Source organism: Chryseobacterium sp. CFS15 (assembly GCF_031118795.1).
Classification (GTDB): domain Bacteria; phylum Bacteroidota; class Bacteroidia; order Flavobacteriales; family Weeksellaceae; genus Chryseobacterium; species Chryseobacterium indoltheticum.
Window position 1 is genome coordinate 27,859 of sequence record NZ_JAVHYL010000001.1, and the last position, 17,903, is coordinate 45,761.

20 protein-coding genes and 1 riboswitch are annotated in these 17,903 nt (G+C 35.2%); of the genes, 7 read left to right on the forward strand and 13 right to left on the reverse strand.

Going from position 1 to position 17,903, the window contains the following annotated elements; all coding sequences use genetic code 11:
• The first annotated feature begins 14 nt into the window (after nt 1–14).
• The 4 genes from glf (at nt 15) to OH814_RS00130 (ending at nt 4,855) form a co-directional block, all read left to right on the forward strand.
• Entirely contained in the window at nt 15–1,118 is a 1,104-nt protein-coding gene (gene glf, locus OH814_RS00115; protein ID WP_308826648.1) for a UDP-galactopyranose mutase, read from the forward strand.
• Entirely contained in the window at nt 1,108–2,286 is a 1,179-nt protein-coding gene (locus tag OH814_RS00120) for a hypothetical protein (protein WP_308826649.1), read from the forward strand. The genes glf and OH814_RS00120 overlap by 11 nt, the downstream gene beginning before the upstream one ends.
• Before the next feature lie 102 nt (nt 2,287–2,388).
• Nucleotides 2,389–4,650, forward strand: a complete 2,262-nt coding sequence (gene ccoO / locus OH814_RS00125) for a cytochrome-c oxidase, cbb3-type subunit II (protein WP_308826650.1) — start codon at nt 2,389–2,391, stop codon at nt 4,648–4,650.
• Nucleotides 4,651–4,660: 10 nt separating this feature from the next.
• Nucleotides 4,661–4,855, forward strand: a complete 195-nt coding sequence (locus OH814_RS00130; protein ID WP_308826651.1) for a hypothetical protein — start codon at nt 4,661–4,663, stop codon at nt 4,853–4,855.
• Between the two features lie 261 nt (nt 4,856–5,116).
• On the opposite strand, the gene OH814_RS00135 is transcribed toward OH814_RS00130, so the two are convergent.
• The 6 genes from OH814_RS00135 to OH814_RS00160 all read right to left on the reverse strand — a co-directional run bounded on the left by OH814_RS00135 (nt 5,117) and on the right by OH814_RS00160 (nt 9,091).
• On the reverse strand, nt 5,117–5,764 hold the full coding sequence (locus tag OH814_RS00135; RefSeq protein WP_308826652.1) for a MarR family winged helix-turn-helix transcriptional regulator: 648 nt from the start codon (nt 5,762–5,764) through the stop codon (nt 5,117–5,119).
• A gap of 38 nt (nt 5,765–5,802) precedes the next feature.
• Nucleotides 5,803–6,501, reverse strand: coding sequence for an SDR family oxidoreductase (locus OH814_RS00140; protein WP_308826653.1), 699 nt, complete (start codon nt 6,499–6,501; stop codon nt 5,803–5,805).
• Nucleotides 6,502–6,552: 51 nt separating this feature from the next.
• A complete protein-coding gene (locus OH814_RS00145; RefSeq protein ID WP_308826654.1) occupies nt 6,553–6,834 on the reverse strand; it encodes a TIGR03643 family protein in 282 nt (93 codons plus the stop codon).
• Nucleotides 6,827–6,970, reverse strand: coding sequence for a DUF2256 domain-containing protein (locus OH814_RS00150; RefSeq protein ID WP_308826655.1), 144 nt, complete (start codon nt 6,968–6,970; stop codon nt 6,827–6,829). The genes OH814_RS00145 and OH814_RS00150 overlap by 8 nt, the downstream gene beginning before the upstream one ends.
• Nucleotides 6,971–6,973: 3 nt before the next feature.
• Nucleotides 6,974–8,293 (reverse strand): AarF/UbiB family protein, encoded by a 1,320-nt coding sequence (locus OH814_RS00155; protein ID WP_308826656.1) that lies wholly within the window; start codon nt 8,291–8,293, stop codon nt 6,974–6,976.
• A 138-nt stretch (nt 8,294–8,431) separates the two neighbouring features.
• Nucleotides 8,432–9,091, reverse strand: coding sequence for a TetR family transcriptional regulator C-terminal domain-containing protein (locus OH814_RS00160; protein ID WP_308826657.1), 660 nt, complete (start codon nt 9,089–9,091; stop codon nt 8,432–8,434).
• Between the two features lie 97 nt (nt 9,092–9,188).
• Here OH814_RS00160 and ribA point away from each other — a divergent pair, with 97 nt between their 5' ends.
• Nucleotides 9,189–9,779: a GTP cyclohydrolase II gene (gene ribA / locus OH814_RS00165; protein WP_308826658.1), complete on the forward strand. Its 591-nt coding sequence runs from the start codon at nt 9,189–9,191 to the stop codon at nt 9,777–9,779.
• A gap of 70 nt (nt 9,780–9,849) precedes the next feature.
• On the opposite strand, the gene OH814_RS00170 is transcribed toward ribA, so the two are convergent.
• The 7 genes from OH814_RS00170 to OH814_RS00200 form a co-directional block, all read right to left on the reverse strand.
• On the reverse strand, nt 9,850–10,458 hold the full coding sequence (locus OH814_RS00170) for a phosphatase PAP2 family protein (RefSeq protein ID WP_308826659.1): 609 nt from the start codon (nt 10,456–10,458) through the stop codon (nt 9,850–9,852).
• A gap of 675 nt (nt 10,459–11,133) precedes the next feature.
• Nucleotides 11,134–11,667 carry an HAD-IA family hydrolase gene (locus OH814_RS00175; RefSeq protein WP_308826660.1) on the reverse strand — a complete coding sequence of 178 codons (534 nt, stop codon included), beginning with the start codon at nt 11,665–11,667 and terminating at the stop codon, nt 11,134–11,136.
• Between the two features lie 18 nt (nt 11,668–11,685).
• On the reverse strand, nt 11,686–12,639 hold the full coding sequence (thiM, locus tag OH814_RS00180; RefSeq protein WP_308826661.1) for a hydroxyethylthiazole kinase: 954 nt from the start codon (nt 12,637–12,639) through the stop codon (nt 11,686–11,688).
• 63 nt (nt 12,640–12,702) lie between these two features.
• Nucleotides 12,703–12,795, reverse strand: a riboswitch (TPP riboswitch).
• A 302-nt stretch (nt 12,796–13,097) separates the two neighbouring features.
• Nucleotides 13,098–13,751, reverse strand: a complete 654-nt coding sequence (locus OH814_RS00185; protein ID WP_308826662.1) for a CPBP family intramembrane glutamic endopeptidase — start codon at nt 13,749–13,751, stop codon at nt 13,098–13,100.
• 55 nt (nt 13,752–13,806) lie between these two features.
• Nucleotides 13,807–14,904 carry a linear amide C-N hydrolase gene (locus OH814_RS00190; RefSeq protein WP_308826663.1) on the reverse strand — a complete coding sequence of 366 codons (1,098 nt, stop codon included), beginning with the start codon at nt 14,902–14,904 and terminating at the stop codon, nt 13,807–13,809.
• A 47-nt stretch (nt 14,905–14,951) separates the two neighbouring features.
• Complete coding sequence (locus tag OH814_RS00195; protein WP_308826664.1) at nt 14,952–15,593, reverse strand: DoxX family protein; 642 nt, start codon at nt 15,591–15,593, stop codon at nt 14,952–14,954.
• 56 nt (nt 15,594–15,649) lie between these two features.
• On the reverse strand, nt 15,650–16,084 hold the full coding sequence (locus tag OH814_RS00200; RefSeq protein ID WP_308826665.1) for a GNAT family N-acetyltransferase: 435 nt from the start codon (nt 16,082–16,084) through the stop codon (nt 15,650–15,652).
• Between the two features lie 429 nt (nt 16,085–16,513).
• On the opposite strand from OH814_RS00200, the gene OH814_RS00205 reads away from it, so the two are divergent.
• On the forward strand, nt 16,514–16,747 hold the full coding sequence (locus tag OH814_RS00205) for a GNAT family N-acetyltransferase (protein WP_308826666.1): 234 nt from the start codon (nt 16,514–16,516) through the stop codon (nt 16,745–16,747).
• Nucleotides 16,748–16,984: 237 nt separating this feature from the next.
• A complete protein-coding gene (locus OH814_RS00210; protein ID WP_308826667.1) occupies nt 16,985–17,857 on the forward strand; it encodes a helix-turn-helix domain-containing protein in 873 nt (290 codons plus the stop codon).
• Nucleotides 17,858–17,903 lie beyond the last annotated feature (46 nt).

The window sequence follows — 17,903 nt, forward strand, 5'->3', positions numbered from 1 at the left end:
AAAGCACATCAATCATGTATGATTTTTTAATAGTAGGCTGTGGTTTTGCGGGCGCAGTTTTGGCAGAACGTCTTGCCGGTGAAGGGAAGAAAATTTTAATTGTTGATAAGCGCGATCATATTGCAGGAAATGCATTTGATTATTATAATGAAGATGGTATTTTGATACACAAATACGGTCCGCACATTTTCCATACCAATTCCGAAGAAGTATTTAGATATTTAGGAAAATTTACCGAGTGGCGGCCTTATGAGCACCGTGTTTTAGGAAGTGTCGATGGCTTGCTAGTTCCTATTCCGATTAATCTTACAACGATAAATACTTTATACGGTAAAAACCTTAACTCTGATGAAGTCACAGATTTTCTTGCTTCAAAAGCCGAAAAAAGAATCCCCATTCTCACTTCGGAAGATGTTGTAATTAATGCAGTTGGAAAAGAATTGTACGAGAAATTTTTTAAGGGTTATACCAAAAAACAATGGGATCTGGATCCTTCTGAGCTGGATGCCTCTGTTACCGCTCGTGTGCCTACAAGAACCAATAAAGATGACAGATATTTTACAGATACTTTTCAGGCAATGCCCAAAAAAGGATATACTGAGATGTTCAAAAGAATGCTTTCGCATAGAAATATCAACATTATGCTTCAGACCGATTACAGAGATATTATTGATGTAATTCCATTTCAAAAAATGATTTATACAGGGCCTATCGACTCTTATTTTGATTATTGCTTCGGAAAATTACCGTATCGTTCTATTGATTTTACATTTGAAACATTACATCAGGAAAATTATCAGCCAACGGGAACGGTCAATTATCCAACTTCAAATTTATATACAAGAATTACCGAATTTAAGTTTTTAACCGGACAGCGAAATGACAAGACAACGATTGTTTATGAATATCCTACCGCCGAAGGTGATCCCTATTATCCAATTCCGAGAAAACAGAATCAGGATATTTACAATCAATATAAGAAGCTTGCAGAAGAGCATCAGGATGTTTTTTTTACAGGTCGTTTAGGAACTTACAAATATTACAATATGGATCAGGTGGTAGCACAATCACTTGCGCTTTTCAAAAAGATAAAAAGTAGAGGAGAATATGTTCAGTGATGATTTCTTAGACATTAATACCAACCCTTTCAAAAGCTTTTTGATGGGTGGTTTCGAGTGTGCAGATCATCAGAATGCATTTGGCAACAGGGTAGATCTGTATAAAGTATCTGGTCATGAGCGGTATTTGGAAGAAGATTATGACAGATTACATGAACTCGGAATTAAAACAATCCGGGAAGGTATACGCTGGAGTGCAGTTGAAACAGAGCCTTATCAATATAACTGGTCTGAGGTTGAGCGCATTATTAAAGTTTCTGAGTCTAAGAATATTCAGGTTATTTGGGATATATGTCATTTCGGATTTCCTGATGATCTTACTCCGCTTCATCCGATGTTTGCAAGAAGATTCGGCAATCTGTGTCGAGAATTTGTCATTAAATACAGAAGTCTTGTTCCTGAAGACTCACTTATTGTTACCCCAATCAATGAAGTCAGTTTTATTTCGTGGCTTGGTGGCGATGTACGAGGAACGTCACCTTATTGTACCGGGCAAGGCTGGGAAGTGAAATATGCTTTAATGAAAGCTTATATTGAAGGAATAGAGAAGATGAAAGAAGTAGATGCGGGGATAAGAATTATGGTGACAGAGCCTCTCATCAATATTGTTCCTAATGATCCACTGAGCTCTTTATCAGTACTCAACGCAGAAAATAAGCATTTTGAGCAATTTCAGGTTCACGATATTCTGTCGGGAGCTATCTGTCCCGAGTTGAGGGGAAAACCTGAATACCTGGATATTATCGGTGTTAATTACTATTATAATAATCAATGGGTAAATGAAACTTATGAATGTTTGCCATGGGCAGAAAAACCCACGCATCCTTTATTCAGATCTCTTCAATCTTTGATAGAAGCTGTTTTTAGAAGGTATGGAAGGCCCGTTGTTATTGCCGAAACCAGTCATCCGGGAGAAGATCGTGCAAAATGGATTTCTATGATTGCTGATGAATGTCTTTCTGTACTGCAAACCGGGATTCCTCTTTTAGGATGTTGCTATTACCCAATTGTTGACCGTCCCGATTGGGATCATTTAGACATCTGGCACCATAGCGGTATTTGGGATGTTTTTGATCCTGTTTCTGTCACCAGAAAAGCTGATGTAGAAAGTTTACATGCCATTTCTCAATTTAAAAAACAACTGGATGCTCTCAATACATATGCTTGAAAATATACAGCAGATTTTTGATCATATTCATTTCTTAAAATTGTAATAATATCTCATCGTCTCTTTATAGTAATTGTAAATCTTCAAAATTAAATGATTCTTATGGAGCCTCAAAAGTTTAGTTACGACAACACTATTGTTAAAGCATTTTTATACGCTACGGTTATATTTTCACTGTTTGGTTTTATCTTTGGATTAACGGCTGCTTTACTGCTTTTTTATCCTGAGCTTCCAGAATTTTTATTCGGAACCGATGATGCCACAATCAGATCCATTTCTTCAGGGAATATCCAAAATTTAATCAACACGCAGGGAGCATTCGGATTTGGGCGTATTCGGATGCTTCATACGACAAGTGTCATTTTTGCGTTTGTCTGCAATGTCGTATACGTTGGCGTCTATTATTCTCTGCAGAGATTACTAAAAACCAGAATGTACAGTGATCTTCTTTCATGGGTACATTTCTGGTCGTGGCAAATTATGATCGTGGCAGCATATATCACTTTTTTCATGGGTATCAACACTTCAAAAGAGTATGCAGAACATGAGTGGCCTATTGATATTTTAATCGCATTTTCCTGGATTGTTTTCGGTCTGAATATGTTTCTTACAATAGCAATACGGAGAGTAAGACACTTGTACGTTGCAATCTGGTTTTATATTGGTACCTGGATCGCAGTGCTGATGCTTCATATTTTCAATAATCTTGAAGTTCCGCTCAGCTTCACTGCGTGGAAATCATATTCCGCTTATGCGGGAGTTAAGGATGCAGTGGTACAATGGTGGTATGGTCACAATGCCGTTGCTTTTATTTTGACAACACCTGTACTCGGATTAATGTATTACTTCTTACCGAAAGCAGCAGATCGGCCGGTATTTTCATATAAACTCTCCATCATCCATTTTTGGTCTTTGATTTTTGTCTACATCTGGGCCGGCCCGCATCATTTACAATATACATCTATTCCTGCTTGGGCACAGGCTGTGGGTACAGGATTTTCAATTATGCTGATTGCACCGTCATGGGGTGGAATGCTGAACGGACTTTTAACCTTGAGAGGCGCATGGGATAAAGTAAGAGTAAACCCAATTTTAAAATTCTTTGTGGTTGCAGTTACCTGTTACGGAATGGCAACTTTTGAAGGCCCTCTTCTCGCTACAAAGAATATTAACAAAGTCGGTCATTTTACAGATTGGGTGATCGGTCATGTGCATGTTGGTGCTTTGGGATGGAACGGATTTATGGCTTTCGGAGTAATTTATTATCTTATTCCTATTTTATGGCGTACAAAGCTTTGGTCTGTTAAGCTTGCAAACTGGCATTTTTGGCTTGGCACATTGGGGATTATATTCTACGTTGTCCCGATGTATATTTCTGGTTTTACACAGGGATTAATGTGGAAACAGTTTAATCCCGATGGTACTTTACTTTGGAAGAACTGGCTAGATACCGTAACAGCGATTGTACCGTATTTTAAAATGAGGTTTGTTGGCGGCCTGTTTTATTTCTCAGGTGGCGTGCTAATGGCAATAAATTTAATTGCAACAATAAGAAAAGGATCTTTTCAGAAAGATGTGCCTGCAGAAGCTTTTCCTTTATCAGATATCAGCAATAGACGTAAAGAAGGAGAGGGGGCTCACCTCTGGCTGGAGAGAATGCCTGTATTGTTAGGATTTCTATCATTTTTTGCACTGTCTGTCGGTAGTGTTATTGAAATTATCCCAACACTATCTATGAACAAAACAGTGCCCACCATTTCAGCGGTGAAACCTTACTCACCTCTCGAACTGGAAGGGAGAGATCTCTATATAAGGGAGGGATGCAATGCATGTCATACTCAGATGATAAGACCTTTTCGAGATGAAGTCATCAGATTCAACGGGAAAAACGGACAGTACTCTAAAGCAGGTGAATTTGTCTATGATCGTCCTTTCTTATGGGGGTCTAAAAGAACAGGACCAGACTTGCACCGTGAAGGTGGTAAAAATCCCAGTTCATGGCACTATAAGCACATGTACAATCCAAGATCAACCTCAGCAGGTTCTATTATGCCCAGATATCCGTGGTTAATTTCTAATAATTTGGATCGATCTGAGATGATTGATAAAATAAAGTTGCTAAAGAAGATCTACGATGTTCCTTATACAAAAGCTCAGATTGACTCAGCTGATCAATGGGCAGATAATCAGGCAGCAGGGATAGTAAATGATATATTCATTGAAGCACCAGATCTGAAAACGGCCTATGCATCTCGCCCGTCTGGCGAACTTGAGAAAAAAGAAATTATTGCTTTGATATCTTATCTGCAGAGACTTGGAATAGACATTAGAACGAATGAAATAAAAACAGCATCAAACAATTAAATCCAATCCAATGAAATTAAATATTCTTACATATTTGGCTTTAGAAAAAAGCAATCACCAGTTATATGAAGTACTGTCTTTAATCGCCGTTATGTTGATCCTTCTGGCTTTCGTAATTTATATATTTACAAAAAAGTATAAAAAAGAAGAAGTACGTGCTCCATTGGAAGATGATAATACAGAAAATTCACTAGATTCTAAATAATTAACCTGAGTTCGAGTTAAGTAATAATCGTAAAACATTAACTTTCAGACTATTATACACTTAATGCAAAGGCGAATTTTATTCTTTTATAATAAAGTAAGCAAAGAAGAATCAACAAGTTGATTTATAAAGCTTTTGTTCAAGCTTTGCGAAGCAAATTTATTTGCCTTTGCTTTCTAAAATAGAAAGTTTACTTATAAAATCTCTGCGTTTAATGATTTAAAAACTACAAAACAGGATTACTAAAACTCATCGCAAAATTTAATTGAACGTCTCACTGATTTCTTCAATATTAAAATTTTTATACTGGAAGTAAAGATGCGAGTGAAAATCATTCAGTTTTCTGAGCATTTCCAAAAGTTCGTCTTTTTCTATATTTTCAAGTTTTCCGGCAAGAATTCTTGAGGTCATATTTACCTTTTCTACCGAACGGTGAAAGTAATCTTCACCTTTTTCAGTTATATTCAGTCGTTTGCTTCTCTTATCTTCATTGTCGTTTTTTTCTTCGATCAAGCCATATTCCAAAAGACGCTTGATGATTTGCGTTCCGGTTTGTTTCTCATGACCGTTTCTTTCAATCAGCTGAATTTTAGTAAGATTCGGTTCATCTTTCAATCGATAGAGATACGTGAATTCTTCGTTTGCCAGTTCAGGAAAATCAGACAGTCCTTTTCTGATTAGCTGTTTAGAATATCTGCCCAAAAGCAAAACCTGTTTGCAGATTTCATTTTCTGTAAAAGAAACCTGATGCTGCTCATTTTTTAAAAGTTTGGTAGGGCTTTCCTTTCTGTACTTTTTATCATTCATCCAAAGACGAAAATCCTCAATCGTAGAATGAGGTTTGTACGCTTCAGAATTTTCAAATTCTTTTACCTGATGAAGGAGATCGATGAAAAAATCAGTATTCATTACACAAATTTAATCTAAAAATATAAGTTTTGTTCAATCTAAAGTTTCACACTTCCCATTCCGCCATCAATGCCAAAAATCTGTCCTGTAATCCAGGATGATTTATCTGAGATCAAAAATGCGGTCATTTCAGCAATTTCTTCAGCATTGCCGATTCGCTGGAGCGGATGTCTTTTTGCTGAAGCTTCACGTTTCTCAGGCGTTGAAAGAAGATTTGCAGCAAGATGTGTGTCTGTTAATGACGGTGCAATTGCATTTACTCTGATTTTCTGTGCCGAAAATTCTGCAGCCAGACTTTTTGTAAGACCTTCCACCGCATTTTTACTTGCAGCAACCGAAGCGTGAAACGGCATTCCCAGTTTTGCGGCAACAGAACTGAATAATACAATCGATGCGCTTTCAGATTTCTTTAAATTCGGAAGAAGTTTCTGAATCACTTTTACTGCGCCTATTACATTAATTTCAAAATCATTTTTAAAATCGTCTATAGAAAGTCTATTAAAAGGTTTCAGATTAATACTTCCGGGTGCATAAACCACGCCGTCCAAAACTTCAGGAAAAGTTATATCGTCGAGATTTGCCGAGAGTATATCCATTTGATGAAATTCAATATTCGGATGATTCAATTCCGGGTTTTCTGTTTTAGAAATTCCGATGATTTTATGTTGCTCTGAAAGGATTTTTGCCGTTGCCAACCCAATTCCTTTTCCACAACCGATAATGACTATATTTTTCATTTTTTTTACTTTTAATTATTGCAACCAAAATATGCAGATCTTGGCTTAAAACTACCGCTTAGAAATTTTGTTATTGCTGATTATCCTTTGTCTGCTGCATTTAAATCTTTCAATTTCCTCGCTTCGCTTTTTCAAATGCTTCTGGCTGACTCCTGAATTTACCCTTTTTCTCCAAAGTTTAAAGCTGGATTCCTTAAGCTCAGAACGCATTATTTCAATCACTTCCGATTCGCTTACACCAAACTGGAAAAGAATGGCTTCAAAAGGTGTTCGGTCTTCCCAAGCCATTTCGATGATTCGGTCGGTTTGATGAATGTTAAATTCCTTAGTCATGAGATTTTGTTTTCTTGTTTCTCCGGCATTTTTCACTGCAATATTTTACTTCATTCCAATTTCTCTTCAACTTTTTCCGCCAGTTGAAAGGCAATCCGCAGACTTCACAGGTTTTTGATAGTAATCCCGAAGGCATAATTCAGGGTTTTATGTAATTTCTAAAATTGTTAATAACCAAATCTTTAGACTTCAGGTCGTGCATCATATTATAAAGACCGAAAAACGTACGGTTGAGATAAATAAAATGTCTTGAACCACGATTCGTATTCATTCCTTTCATATCACTCACTTTGGCGTATCGCTGTCCGAGATCAGCAATTTCCTGAAAGAATTTTTCGTCAGAAAAATCAAATCTTTCCTGATTAAACGGTCTGGTGAACAGCTCTAATAATTCGTAGAACAATTTGGAAAAAAATTCTTTTTCTTTTGGCGAATCTTCTTCCCGAAGAATCTCCAGAGTGAATAATTTCTCAAAGAAGATTTCAGGATTTTTTAAATTTTCTTCTTTGGCAAGTTCAAAATACGGAATATAAAAATCTTCCGGAATCTCTTTGATACAGCCAAAATCAATTACCAAAAGCTCTTTATTCTCAGAAATCAGGAAATTTCCCGGATGCGGATCTGCATGAACTTTTTTCAGAATGTGCATCTGATACATATAAAAATCCCAAAGTGTCTGCCCGATTTTGTTTGAATCTTCCTGAGAATTTTGTTTTTTTGTAAATTCTGAGAAATGAATTCCGTACATCCAATCCATCGTTATGATTTTTTCGCACGAATATTCAGGATAATAACGAGGAAATTTCACATTCGGAAGATGCCGGCATTCTTCCGAAAAATGCTGGCTGCGTTTCAGTTCCAGATTATAGTCTGTTTCTTCAAACAATTTGTCTTCCACTTCCTGAAAGTATGATTCCGAACCTTCTTTTTTAATATTAAACATTTTCATAGCAATCGGTTTTACCATTTTAAGATCGCTGGAAATGCTTTCTCTCACACCTGGATACTGTATTTTTACCGCTAATCTTTTATCTTCTTTTTTTGCTGTGTGAACCTGCCCGATACTCGCTGCATTTACCGATTCGGCAGAAAACTCATCAAACAGATCTTCAGGATTTTTACCGAAATATTTTCGGAATGTTTTCTTAACCAAAGCGCCCGATAAAGGAGGAACAGAAAACTGAGAAAGCGAGAATTTTTCTACATATTCCACCGGAAGGATGTTTTTTTCCATGCTTAGCATTTGTGCTACTTTCAAGGCAGAACCTTTCAATTCTTTCAAGGAATCATAGATATCTGTTGCATTGTCTTCATTTAGAATTTTCCGGGCTTCGTCTTCATCTTTTGTGATTTTATTTCCGTAATATTTCAGGTAATTGACACCGACTTTTGCACCAGCTTTCAGAAGGCTGCTTGTACGTTCAATTTTTCCTGTAGGAATTTTATTTAATGTTTTCATCTTAAATTTTGTTAGATTTTTGATATGTTTTTCTTTCTCATTTACACGCTTTACGAATCCAATATAATGTGATATCATTACTACTAAATGAGAAAAAACAGCTATCAGATCGAGTTTGTTGAAATCTTATTTGTAAAATCAACTCATCTTAAATTTTTCTTTCCAAAGAAATTTCCCAAGATCAAATACTTTTCTCAATGGTTCATTATCCATCAGCTCAAAACCTGTGTCAATAGTTTTCTCAATGAAAATATCTGTCTTTTCAAAATCGGGAGAAGTATCTTTTTTCCAGAATTCAATCGATGAAACCAAATGAAACCAAAGTACTTCCTGCCTTGATTTTTCATTAAACTTTCGGATATCTTCTTTTGCTTTTTCAATCATTTCCCAATCGTTAAAATCTAAAGTATTGACGTATTGTTTATGCGTTTCCCGAAGTTTCTGAAAGGTTTTAATGTTCTGGAATTTACTATTTCCCAAAATTGACAATACCAAAGAACGGTTCATGGCAAGATTCTCAAAAAAAATGAAATAAACATTCAATAATTTTTCTTTTGTAGATGTTTCTTCAGAGGAATTTACTTCCGAAGCAAGTTCAAGGGATTTCGTGAAAAGATGATTTAGCATTTCTTTTTCGATCTGATCAAAACCTGAGAAGTAATGATAAAATTCTTTTTCCTCAAAACCATTTTGCTTAGCGAAGAGATAGACATTTTTAGGTTTTTCTCCATGATTCAAAAGATAATCACCATATACTTCAAATAGTTTTTCCTGTGTTATATTGGTTTGTTCTTGCATAATAGAATTAATTTATCAACAAATTTAGTAATTTATTTTATCTTTAATTTAAATAAAGTATACATTTGTACTATATAAATCATTCAATTTTTTAATTATGTTGACAATACAAGCGCAATCGATTATACCTACTGATTTTGGAATTTTTACTGTCTATGCATTCTCCGAACACGAAGACGACTGGAGCCCGCATTTGGTTTGGGTGGCAGAAAATACAGATTTCAGCAAAACTGTAAATGTCCGTTTTCATTCGGAATGCATTACTGGCGAAGTCTTTCATTCTAAAAAATGTGAATGTGGGCAACAACTTGATGCTGCAATGAAATATATGTCCGAAAACGGAGGAATAATTATTTACCTTCGTCAGGAAGGTCGTAATATAGGAATCATCAACAAACTGAGAGCCTACGCGCTTCAGGAAAAAGGATTTGATACAGTGGAAGCCAATTTGAAATTGGGATTGCCTGCAGACGGAAGAAATTTTGACGTAGCGATTGAAATGCTGAAAATTCTGAATATTAAAGAAGTTAATCTTTTAACCAATAATCCGGATAAGCTTAAATCTCTCGAAAATAGTGGAATAAAGCTAGGCAGCAGAATTCCGCTTGAAATTGCATCAAATGAGATCAACGAAAGTTATCTGACGAAAAAAAAAGATTATTTCGGACATCTTCTGGAAAAGTTATAATTTTCTCATTGCTGCAGTAAAATTTTAAGCTTATATTTTTTAATGAAAATGTGCAACTATTCACCTGTTTCTAGTCTTGTTGAAGAAGAATTTTAGTTTTTCGGTAATTATAACCCGCAATAATCGTTACAAATGCAGGTAATAGAAGTAATAATCCCTCATTACCAATGTAGTGATATAGCAATAAAGTAGCTAAAATCAGGATCCATCCCGACAGAAAATAATAATTTGCAGATCGGAAATTTTGGTATTTAATATTATCGTTGCGATAAGGAATGATTATAAAGCTAACATGCGCGAGAATGGCTCCAGTTAAAATATCAATTAAATGATGCTGGTAAGTCGTCAATGTAGAAATTCCTAAAAAAATCAGCCAGATCATTAAGAAAATCCGCCACTTTGAGAGAGATCTGAACACAGACCAGAATATAAAGGCAAAAGTAATATGCAATGATGGAGATTGATTGAAAGGGGAGTCAAATTTCTTTAAAAACGAAAAAGGTAGTTTCAAAATAATATTGGAGACTTCAGGTTTTGGAAATGAGAATCTTAAAGGAAAAGTAATAAAAAATATACCCGCTGTAATAATTACAAAAAGCATTCTCCAGGTTAATATTTTTAATTGTTGTTTATTTTTACACGAAAAAAATACAACGCAGAAAAAAACACCACTCGCCATGTAAGGGATGATCGACAGGGGGATGAATGGAATTGATCTTTCAAAGTCAAAAGTGAATTAGGGAACCTGACCTAGCGACGAGGAATACCACGTGCAAAGATTGTAAACTGCCATGAATACAATAGTGCAGAGTGTTAATGCAAATGCCTGCTGTCGGATTTTTAATTGCTTTTTAGTCATGCGTCATGATATTTAGGAATGAACAACGACGACTAAGTAAAAGTCCTTTTCTTATCAGCATAATCTTACGTTTTTTATGATTTAACAATTAAAAAAGTTGATAAAGAATCAAATAATAAACCATTGAACATTAAATTTTTGATATATTAACTAAAATAAGATGATGTGGTATCTGTTTATCATAGCTAAAACAAAGTGACTGTTATGCAGAAGAGTATATCGCTATTGCTATCGAACCATGTCCGTTTTTGGCAGCAGATTCTATAAATATATTAATCAATATCTTGCATACGGCTTATGTATGTCTGTGCAAAGGGTAGTACAGTGGTAATATTACTTATTTGGCGATGAATATGGCAAGCACAAGGTTGTAGCGGTCAGGATGATCGGTCACGGAAGTTTTAAAAATGAGAATAATAATTTTGCGGATTTTGGAAAACTTATATTGAGTTTATTTCCATAGACCGCAGTGATAAAGAATTTATGAATGAATTATTAGAAAAAATCAAGAATATTGAACATGGTTTTAAAACAAGAATCCTCAATGACAATACATTCAGATGGATTTATCCGAAGTTTATTTGCTGTCAGAAGATAAATTTCCGGATCAGGTTTTCCTTTCGGAACATCATCTGCAGATGTCACAGCATCAAAGTAGTGGTCGAGCCCTAACTTATTTAGAACCACCGGAATGATGATGGCCGGAGAATTTGTCGCCAAACCTATCTTCAATCCTGATTTATGCAAGGATTCTATGAATGCTTTAATACCTTTCATCTCACAATTTTCAGTTTTGATCAGTTCCATGACCCTTTGTACAACTTGTTCCTCTACAGCCTGAAGAGTGAGACCTGACCAAGGAAATCTTTCATACCAAAACCGGGTTACTTCTTTAGTTGTCATTGATTGAGTCAATGCTGTAAATTCGTCTAAAGACGTGAAAACTTCTGATTCTGCCTGTTTCCAGAATTTTTCAGAATCGATCAGTACACCGTCCATATCAAATATAACCGCTTTTACCTGATCCATTAAGCCCATTTTTTAAGATCATATGCAGCTTCCCAGAAAATGATATTCCATTCTTGAGGAGGTGATAAATGCTTCTGTCATTTTTTCTCTAACAGCGGCAGTAGCTTCTGATGCAACCTCATCACAGAGATTGATCGCCTGTTCTACGGCATCTGCAAATTCTTCACCACCGTAAGTGTCAATCCACCTTTGGTAGGGATTGTTTTCAGATTGAAGATGATTGTAAATATGATCTCCCACTTTTTTGTAGATCCAAAAGCAGGGCAGCACTGATGCCATTGCAATCTCTACAGAATCCATAGCAGCTGTGCTCTTACGAAAGTGAATATAATGACACGCAGGCTGTATTTCCCCTTTTTCATTTAAGCCGAAGTCTTTAAAATAAGATTCGTGCAGTATATTTTCTACTACGATGGCAGTTTCTGCATATTTAAGATATTTTAATGTTTGACTGACGATAATGTCGGTCTCACCGGAGATACAGACCACTGAATTACAATTTTGAACCATGGTCTTTGCTGCTTCCAAAGCTTCTGTGCTTTGAGCTGTACTGTCTACTCCTTTTGTAATACTGGCATTTGCATCTGCAAGGGCGATGATCTCCGAAGCATTTCCACGAATTGCTGTTGGATGGTATTTTAAAAGCGTACTCAGAACTGTATCACGATAAGCAGTAGCGCCAGCTCCTACAGGATCTAATATCCAGGGCTTTTGCAATAGGGTAGCATTTTTAGCGGCAAGAAGCATTGCTTCTTCCCAGTACTCATCCAGTGTACCTATGTTGATTACCATAGCATTTGAGATCTTGACCATGTATAGCACCTCTGGTTTGGCATGAGCCATTATGGGCGATGCGCCAACGGCCAAAAGAGCGTTGGCCATATTGTTCATCACAACATAATTGGTGATATTATGAACTAGGGGAGAAGTATTTCTTACGTGAAGGATGTGTTGCCAGAGATTATTTTCCATTCTAATATTTGTTTGTAAATAGAAGCTTTAGGATAAAATCCGGAACAACAGTCATTATCAGAATAATGACTTATTGCTTTTCCCTACGTCGGTGTAAGCCGTATCAGGTTCAAAGGGACTGTCTCAATTCTATTTAGAATACCCCTAAAGCGTGAAGCAAAAGTATTGAAAAATTATCAAAATGCTATAATAATTTCGCCTGATATTAAAGGATTAATTTTTATCATTTTTTCTAATAAATTTATTGTTATAGGAGCCCGTAGAAAAATGATCTCACTGGCTTTTTTTTAAATTGCAATCTTACAAATGAATATTTGCAGTACATAATGGCTTCATTTTCATAAGGGTTTTCTTACTTCTTATAAAAATAGAAGCCAAATATATTGATCATTTCTACTATATTTAACTTTCAGATAGAAATATGAGAGTTAAAATTAGCTATAAGGTTACCAGATGATTTACCAAATAAATTCATAAAATTCAATATATCCGAAATAACTCAAACTTAGAAAGACTGTATCGATCAATCCATGGACGATTATATTGATCCAAATATTTTGATACTTAATATACAACAGTGCAAATGCAATCCCAAATACAAAGGTCATTATTAATCCAGCTATTCCTTGATACATGTGTGGTAAACAAAAGAGTAATGTTGAGAGAACGAATACGATGACCTTTTTATCTCCGAAAACATTTCTCAGCTGAGCAAAAGCAAATGCCCTGAACAACAATTCCTCTCCTATTGCGGCACTGATCCACATTCTGTACAACCATTTAAAATACTGGGACGCATCGCCTTCAATGTGCTTAAAGGCAGAATAATCAGCCGGTTCATTACATAGCCAAGTGACCAATGGCTGTACAATAAAATCCAAACCCAGTTCTAAAATCACATAGGAGGCTATAATTACTTTTAGATCATGAAAATTGAGATTCTTAAAATTTAGCATTTTTAGATTTCCATTCTGAAGATATATGATAATCAAAACAAATATAATGATAACACAGAACGTGTACGGAAATCTAGTCAGTGGATTGTAGATCACCAGACAAACTACTGCAAGCAAAACGAGGGACATCCACTTATTCTGAAGTACTGATTTCATCGTAAAAATAATTTAGTCAAATATTAATTGGCTGTTTTTTCTAAAAACATCTAAATCATGGCAAAATGTTTTCAAAAAACGATACAATGTTTTTTTTGAGTTTTTCGAAACTAGCGGAATTTCCGAATTCTTTATTGTCGTAGCCAATTGGAAATCCTTTTTCAACATAAGTATTGTTTTTTGCTGCTGTAAGAATTTGGAATTTGTCGTTAACGGTTCCCGTTTCATCAGTGTGGATATCTAAATATTTTATTGATGCGTTTTTAGAAAAATCCAACTTGCCGATGTAAATTGTCTTCACCTCTTTCTTCAAGTCAGACCTAAAATAAAGATTCATCTTTTTCGTGTCAATGACCGTCTGCCATTCACCTGGATGTATGGCGTTCAAGATACTCCAGGCATAGTCTATAGGTCTAACATCGTACTTATAATTCTTCAGCATATAATATGCACGGTTATACCGGTCTTCCCAGTTCTTATTTTGATCAAAATCAAACTTTTCATTTCCACCCAGAAAATCAAACTTTTTAGCAGCAGCCAGATCCTTATGATATTGATTGTTGCAAAGTAAGGGCATCGGCATTTCCTTGTTGGTAAGGACTGTATACTTACCATTCAATAGAGCAATCGTGGCAGAGTTTCCTTTGGCATCGGTCAGAAAAAAATGACTTCCGGCTGCATTAGGCCACCAGTCGATGTTTGGTCCATCATTCAGATGGGCCACAACTTCATTGACCGATTTGTAATTGTCCAGTTGATACTGGATCCATTGTGCCCAGAACATATTGGGCTGCTTTGGATTGTAAACTTTGGTTGTTTCTTCCAGATATAATTCGACCAAAAAAAGACCTTTTTCATTAACCCCGTAGCAAGGAAAATCATATCCCAAAAGATTGAAGGTGACAGATCCGAATTTTGATATCCATTGTTTATGAGGCTGAAGTTGATCAGTTGTCAAGTTCTGCCAGCTAATGTTCCTTTTAAGAACATCACGTTTGTTGATCACGATCATCCCCGGCATTGTTTTCCAGTTTTCGTTGAAGCCGACAACATTATGATTTTTACCTGCGAGTAAAAATGCGGAGCAGGCTCTACTTTGGACGGGATAGACGATCGAAAAAATTACGATAAGACGCAAAAACAAAAATTTCATAGAGAATAATTTATAGATTTATTATCAGCAGATGTAGAGAGATTCTTCTACTGTAGCTTGTGTGATGAACTTACCTTGCTTGAATTTTTCCAGAAAGAAAAATTGGTGTAGAGTAGTGTAGCTCCTAAAATGAAGTATACCAATATAGCAATGGTTTCTGATATCAAGTCTGTTTTTGGACTTGTACAACATAGGGTAAGAAGACTTATGATATAAATGATACCGGCATTGATCCAGAGTTTTGATACTGCAGGTGCATATTTCTTTTTTTGTAAATGGTTATCAGAATATAATTCTGCGATTCTGTTTTTATCCCAATAAAGTAAAATAAAACCGGCGAGCATCATTAAGCTCGTGATGATCCATGTTCCTTTGAAAGGCAGAGAAATGGTGATCATCCAGATATTACTTGTGATCGCTAAAAATAATAATGTACCTATTAATGCAAATCGCTGTGTGATCAGAAGTATTGCTGTAATGATCTGGGCCAACCCCAAAAAATTATAATACATACCTGATTGATAAATGACTTCAAAAAACTGACCTACCGCTTCAGATTTTGGCAGCTGAGTGAATCTTTCACCAATTAATTTTGTAAATCCAGAAGGTACAAATGCCAATGCTATAAGATATCTGATGTGGATAATGATCCACTGAATCAATTTAGATTGTTGAACTTTATAAAACATAGATTGAAGAATAGTGGTTGAATAGTTTAGACATTAGACGCATTCTTAGTTCTTGGTTATATCTTCATAGTGTATCTATCTAGTCCTTCACTAAAACCATCTGCTAAAACATCCACAATCTTAAAACCGTTCTTTTCATAAAATGCTACTGTATGTTGTGAGGTTTCTATTTTGATAATTTTATCGGGATACAATTTTTTTAAAAGATCTAGACGAAAACTTGTGAGTAACTTACCGATGCCTTGTCCGTGGTAATTGGAATCTACCATACCCCAAGATAACCCTGCCTGATTACTCATTTCGTCGAAAAAAATTCCGCCACAGCCCACAGGACAACCGCTAATTTCAACTACGTAATAGTGATCGTCAATTTGATCCAAAAACTGTTCAAATTGTTGTAATTCCTCATTTGCAAAAAACTTAGGGAGATTTGTTTTGAAGATTTGGATACAGTTTTCTCTGTAAGCCGTCCTATATTTTGTGATTTGCACGATTGCTTTATATTTATTAGCGAATTTACCATAACGGACCAGATATAGTCAATGGTTAGTTTTAACCAAAAATGACCGAGTCTCAAATTTACCAGAAGTCTGATGTTCATTATGTATTATCAACTTTCATCTTCTTTGATAGTAATATCTTAAATTTGCAATAGACTCTTATGGAAAATACTTTTTAAGACAATTAAATTAAAAATTAAATATCAATGAAAATCATATCAGTAAGACAGAATCCAGAATATAAAGATAGAGCAATAAAGTAGTTTCAGGAAGTTGGTCGGAGATTTCGCCAGTTATTTATAAAGATTGTATTTCTAAAAGTATAGACGCAGCACAGTCCTTACCTCAGTGGTATCTATTTGAAAAGAATGAAAATATAATCGGGTGTGCCGGACTGATAACCAATGATTTATAAGTAGAATGCACCTCTATCCCTGGATCTGTGCAATTTTTATAGATGAAGAGCGGAGAGGAAATGGCTACGGTTCCTTATTGATTGACAAAGCCAAAGAAGATACAAGATTACACGGATTTACATATTTGAATTTATGTACCGATTATACAAATTATTATGAGAAATACGGATTTGAATATATAGGCCAAGGTTATCATGCGTGGGAAGAAGAATCGAGAATTTATCAAATTGAAGAATAAAGTGATGTAAATTATTTTTAACAGAAAGTATTATATTAAAAATGGAAATAAATTAGATAATCCAGCTTGGTATTCCTTAAGTGAAACTCATAAAGATTTCGTGATCGACTATAAGAATCAAAGAGCACAAATACAAAAATTGCTTCCTATCTGGGAATTACCTCAGAAATCTTGAGCAAAGTGAGAAAAAATATTGTTAAGAAAAAATGATAACGATTTAATGATTAAATTTAGAATTTGGAACGTTTAGAAATTAAAAAAAATATACAAAAACCGGAAGACCAGAATCTGTCTTTCAGAGCATTTGATCTGACACAATCGAATCTTGAAAATTATTTTGAACCTCATAAGAAAGATCACTTTTGTATTCTGATGGTACAAACAGGTGAGATAGGAATTCAGATAGAAAATCAGATATTTAATCTTGGTTGCGGTAAAATATCAATTGTTTTTCCTGAACAGATTTCTTTCATCACCAAAGTTTCTTCTGATATTTCAGGTAAAATTATTTTGTTTGAGGAAATTCTTTTTTGTTCTGATATTCTTAAAAATGAATTGCTTTCTTATAATGTAGATTTGGCGACTCATCTCAATTGTGTCTTTCTATCACCGTTAGAATTTGAAAAGTCAAAGAAACTCGTCGTTGATATTGAGAACGTTTATCTTGACCCAAGTCTTGTCCGAAAAGAGCAGGCTCGTTTTTATATCAAAATTTTCCTTCTTGGATTAATTGAGTTGGTTCACGGTCAGCATCCCGTTTTACAGCATGAAACGGATAAAACTTTATATATTCGATTTAAAAAAATGCTGAATGAACGCTACAAAAATGAGCGAACAGTGCAGTATTACGCATCAAAACTGGCAATCACTACCAAGAAGCTGAACAATATCACAAAAAAGCATTGTGATGAAACAGCAATCAATGCAATACATAACCGTATTCTTCAGGAAATCAAAAGATTATTATTGTTTTCTGACCTTTCCCACAAGCAGATTTCATTGGAACTGGGATTCAGTTCGCCTTCAGCACTCAACAAATTTGTAAAAACCAAATTAAAAGAAACACCAACCGAGCTTCAGGAAGAACTGGCTCAAATTTATAACAGATAGACTCAATTATATAACACATACCTTTCTGACTGATCTACCTTTGTAC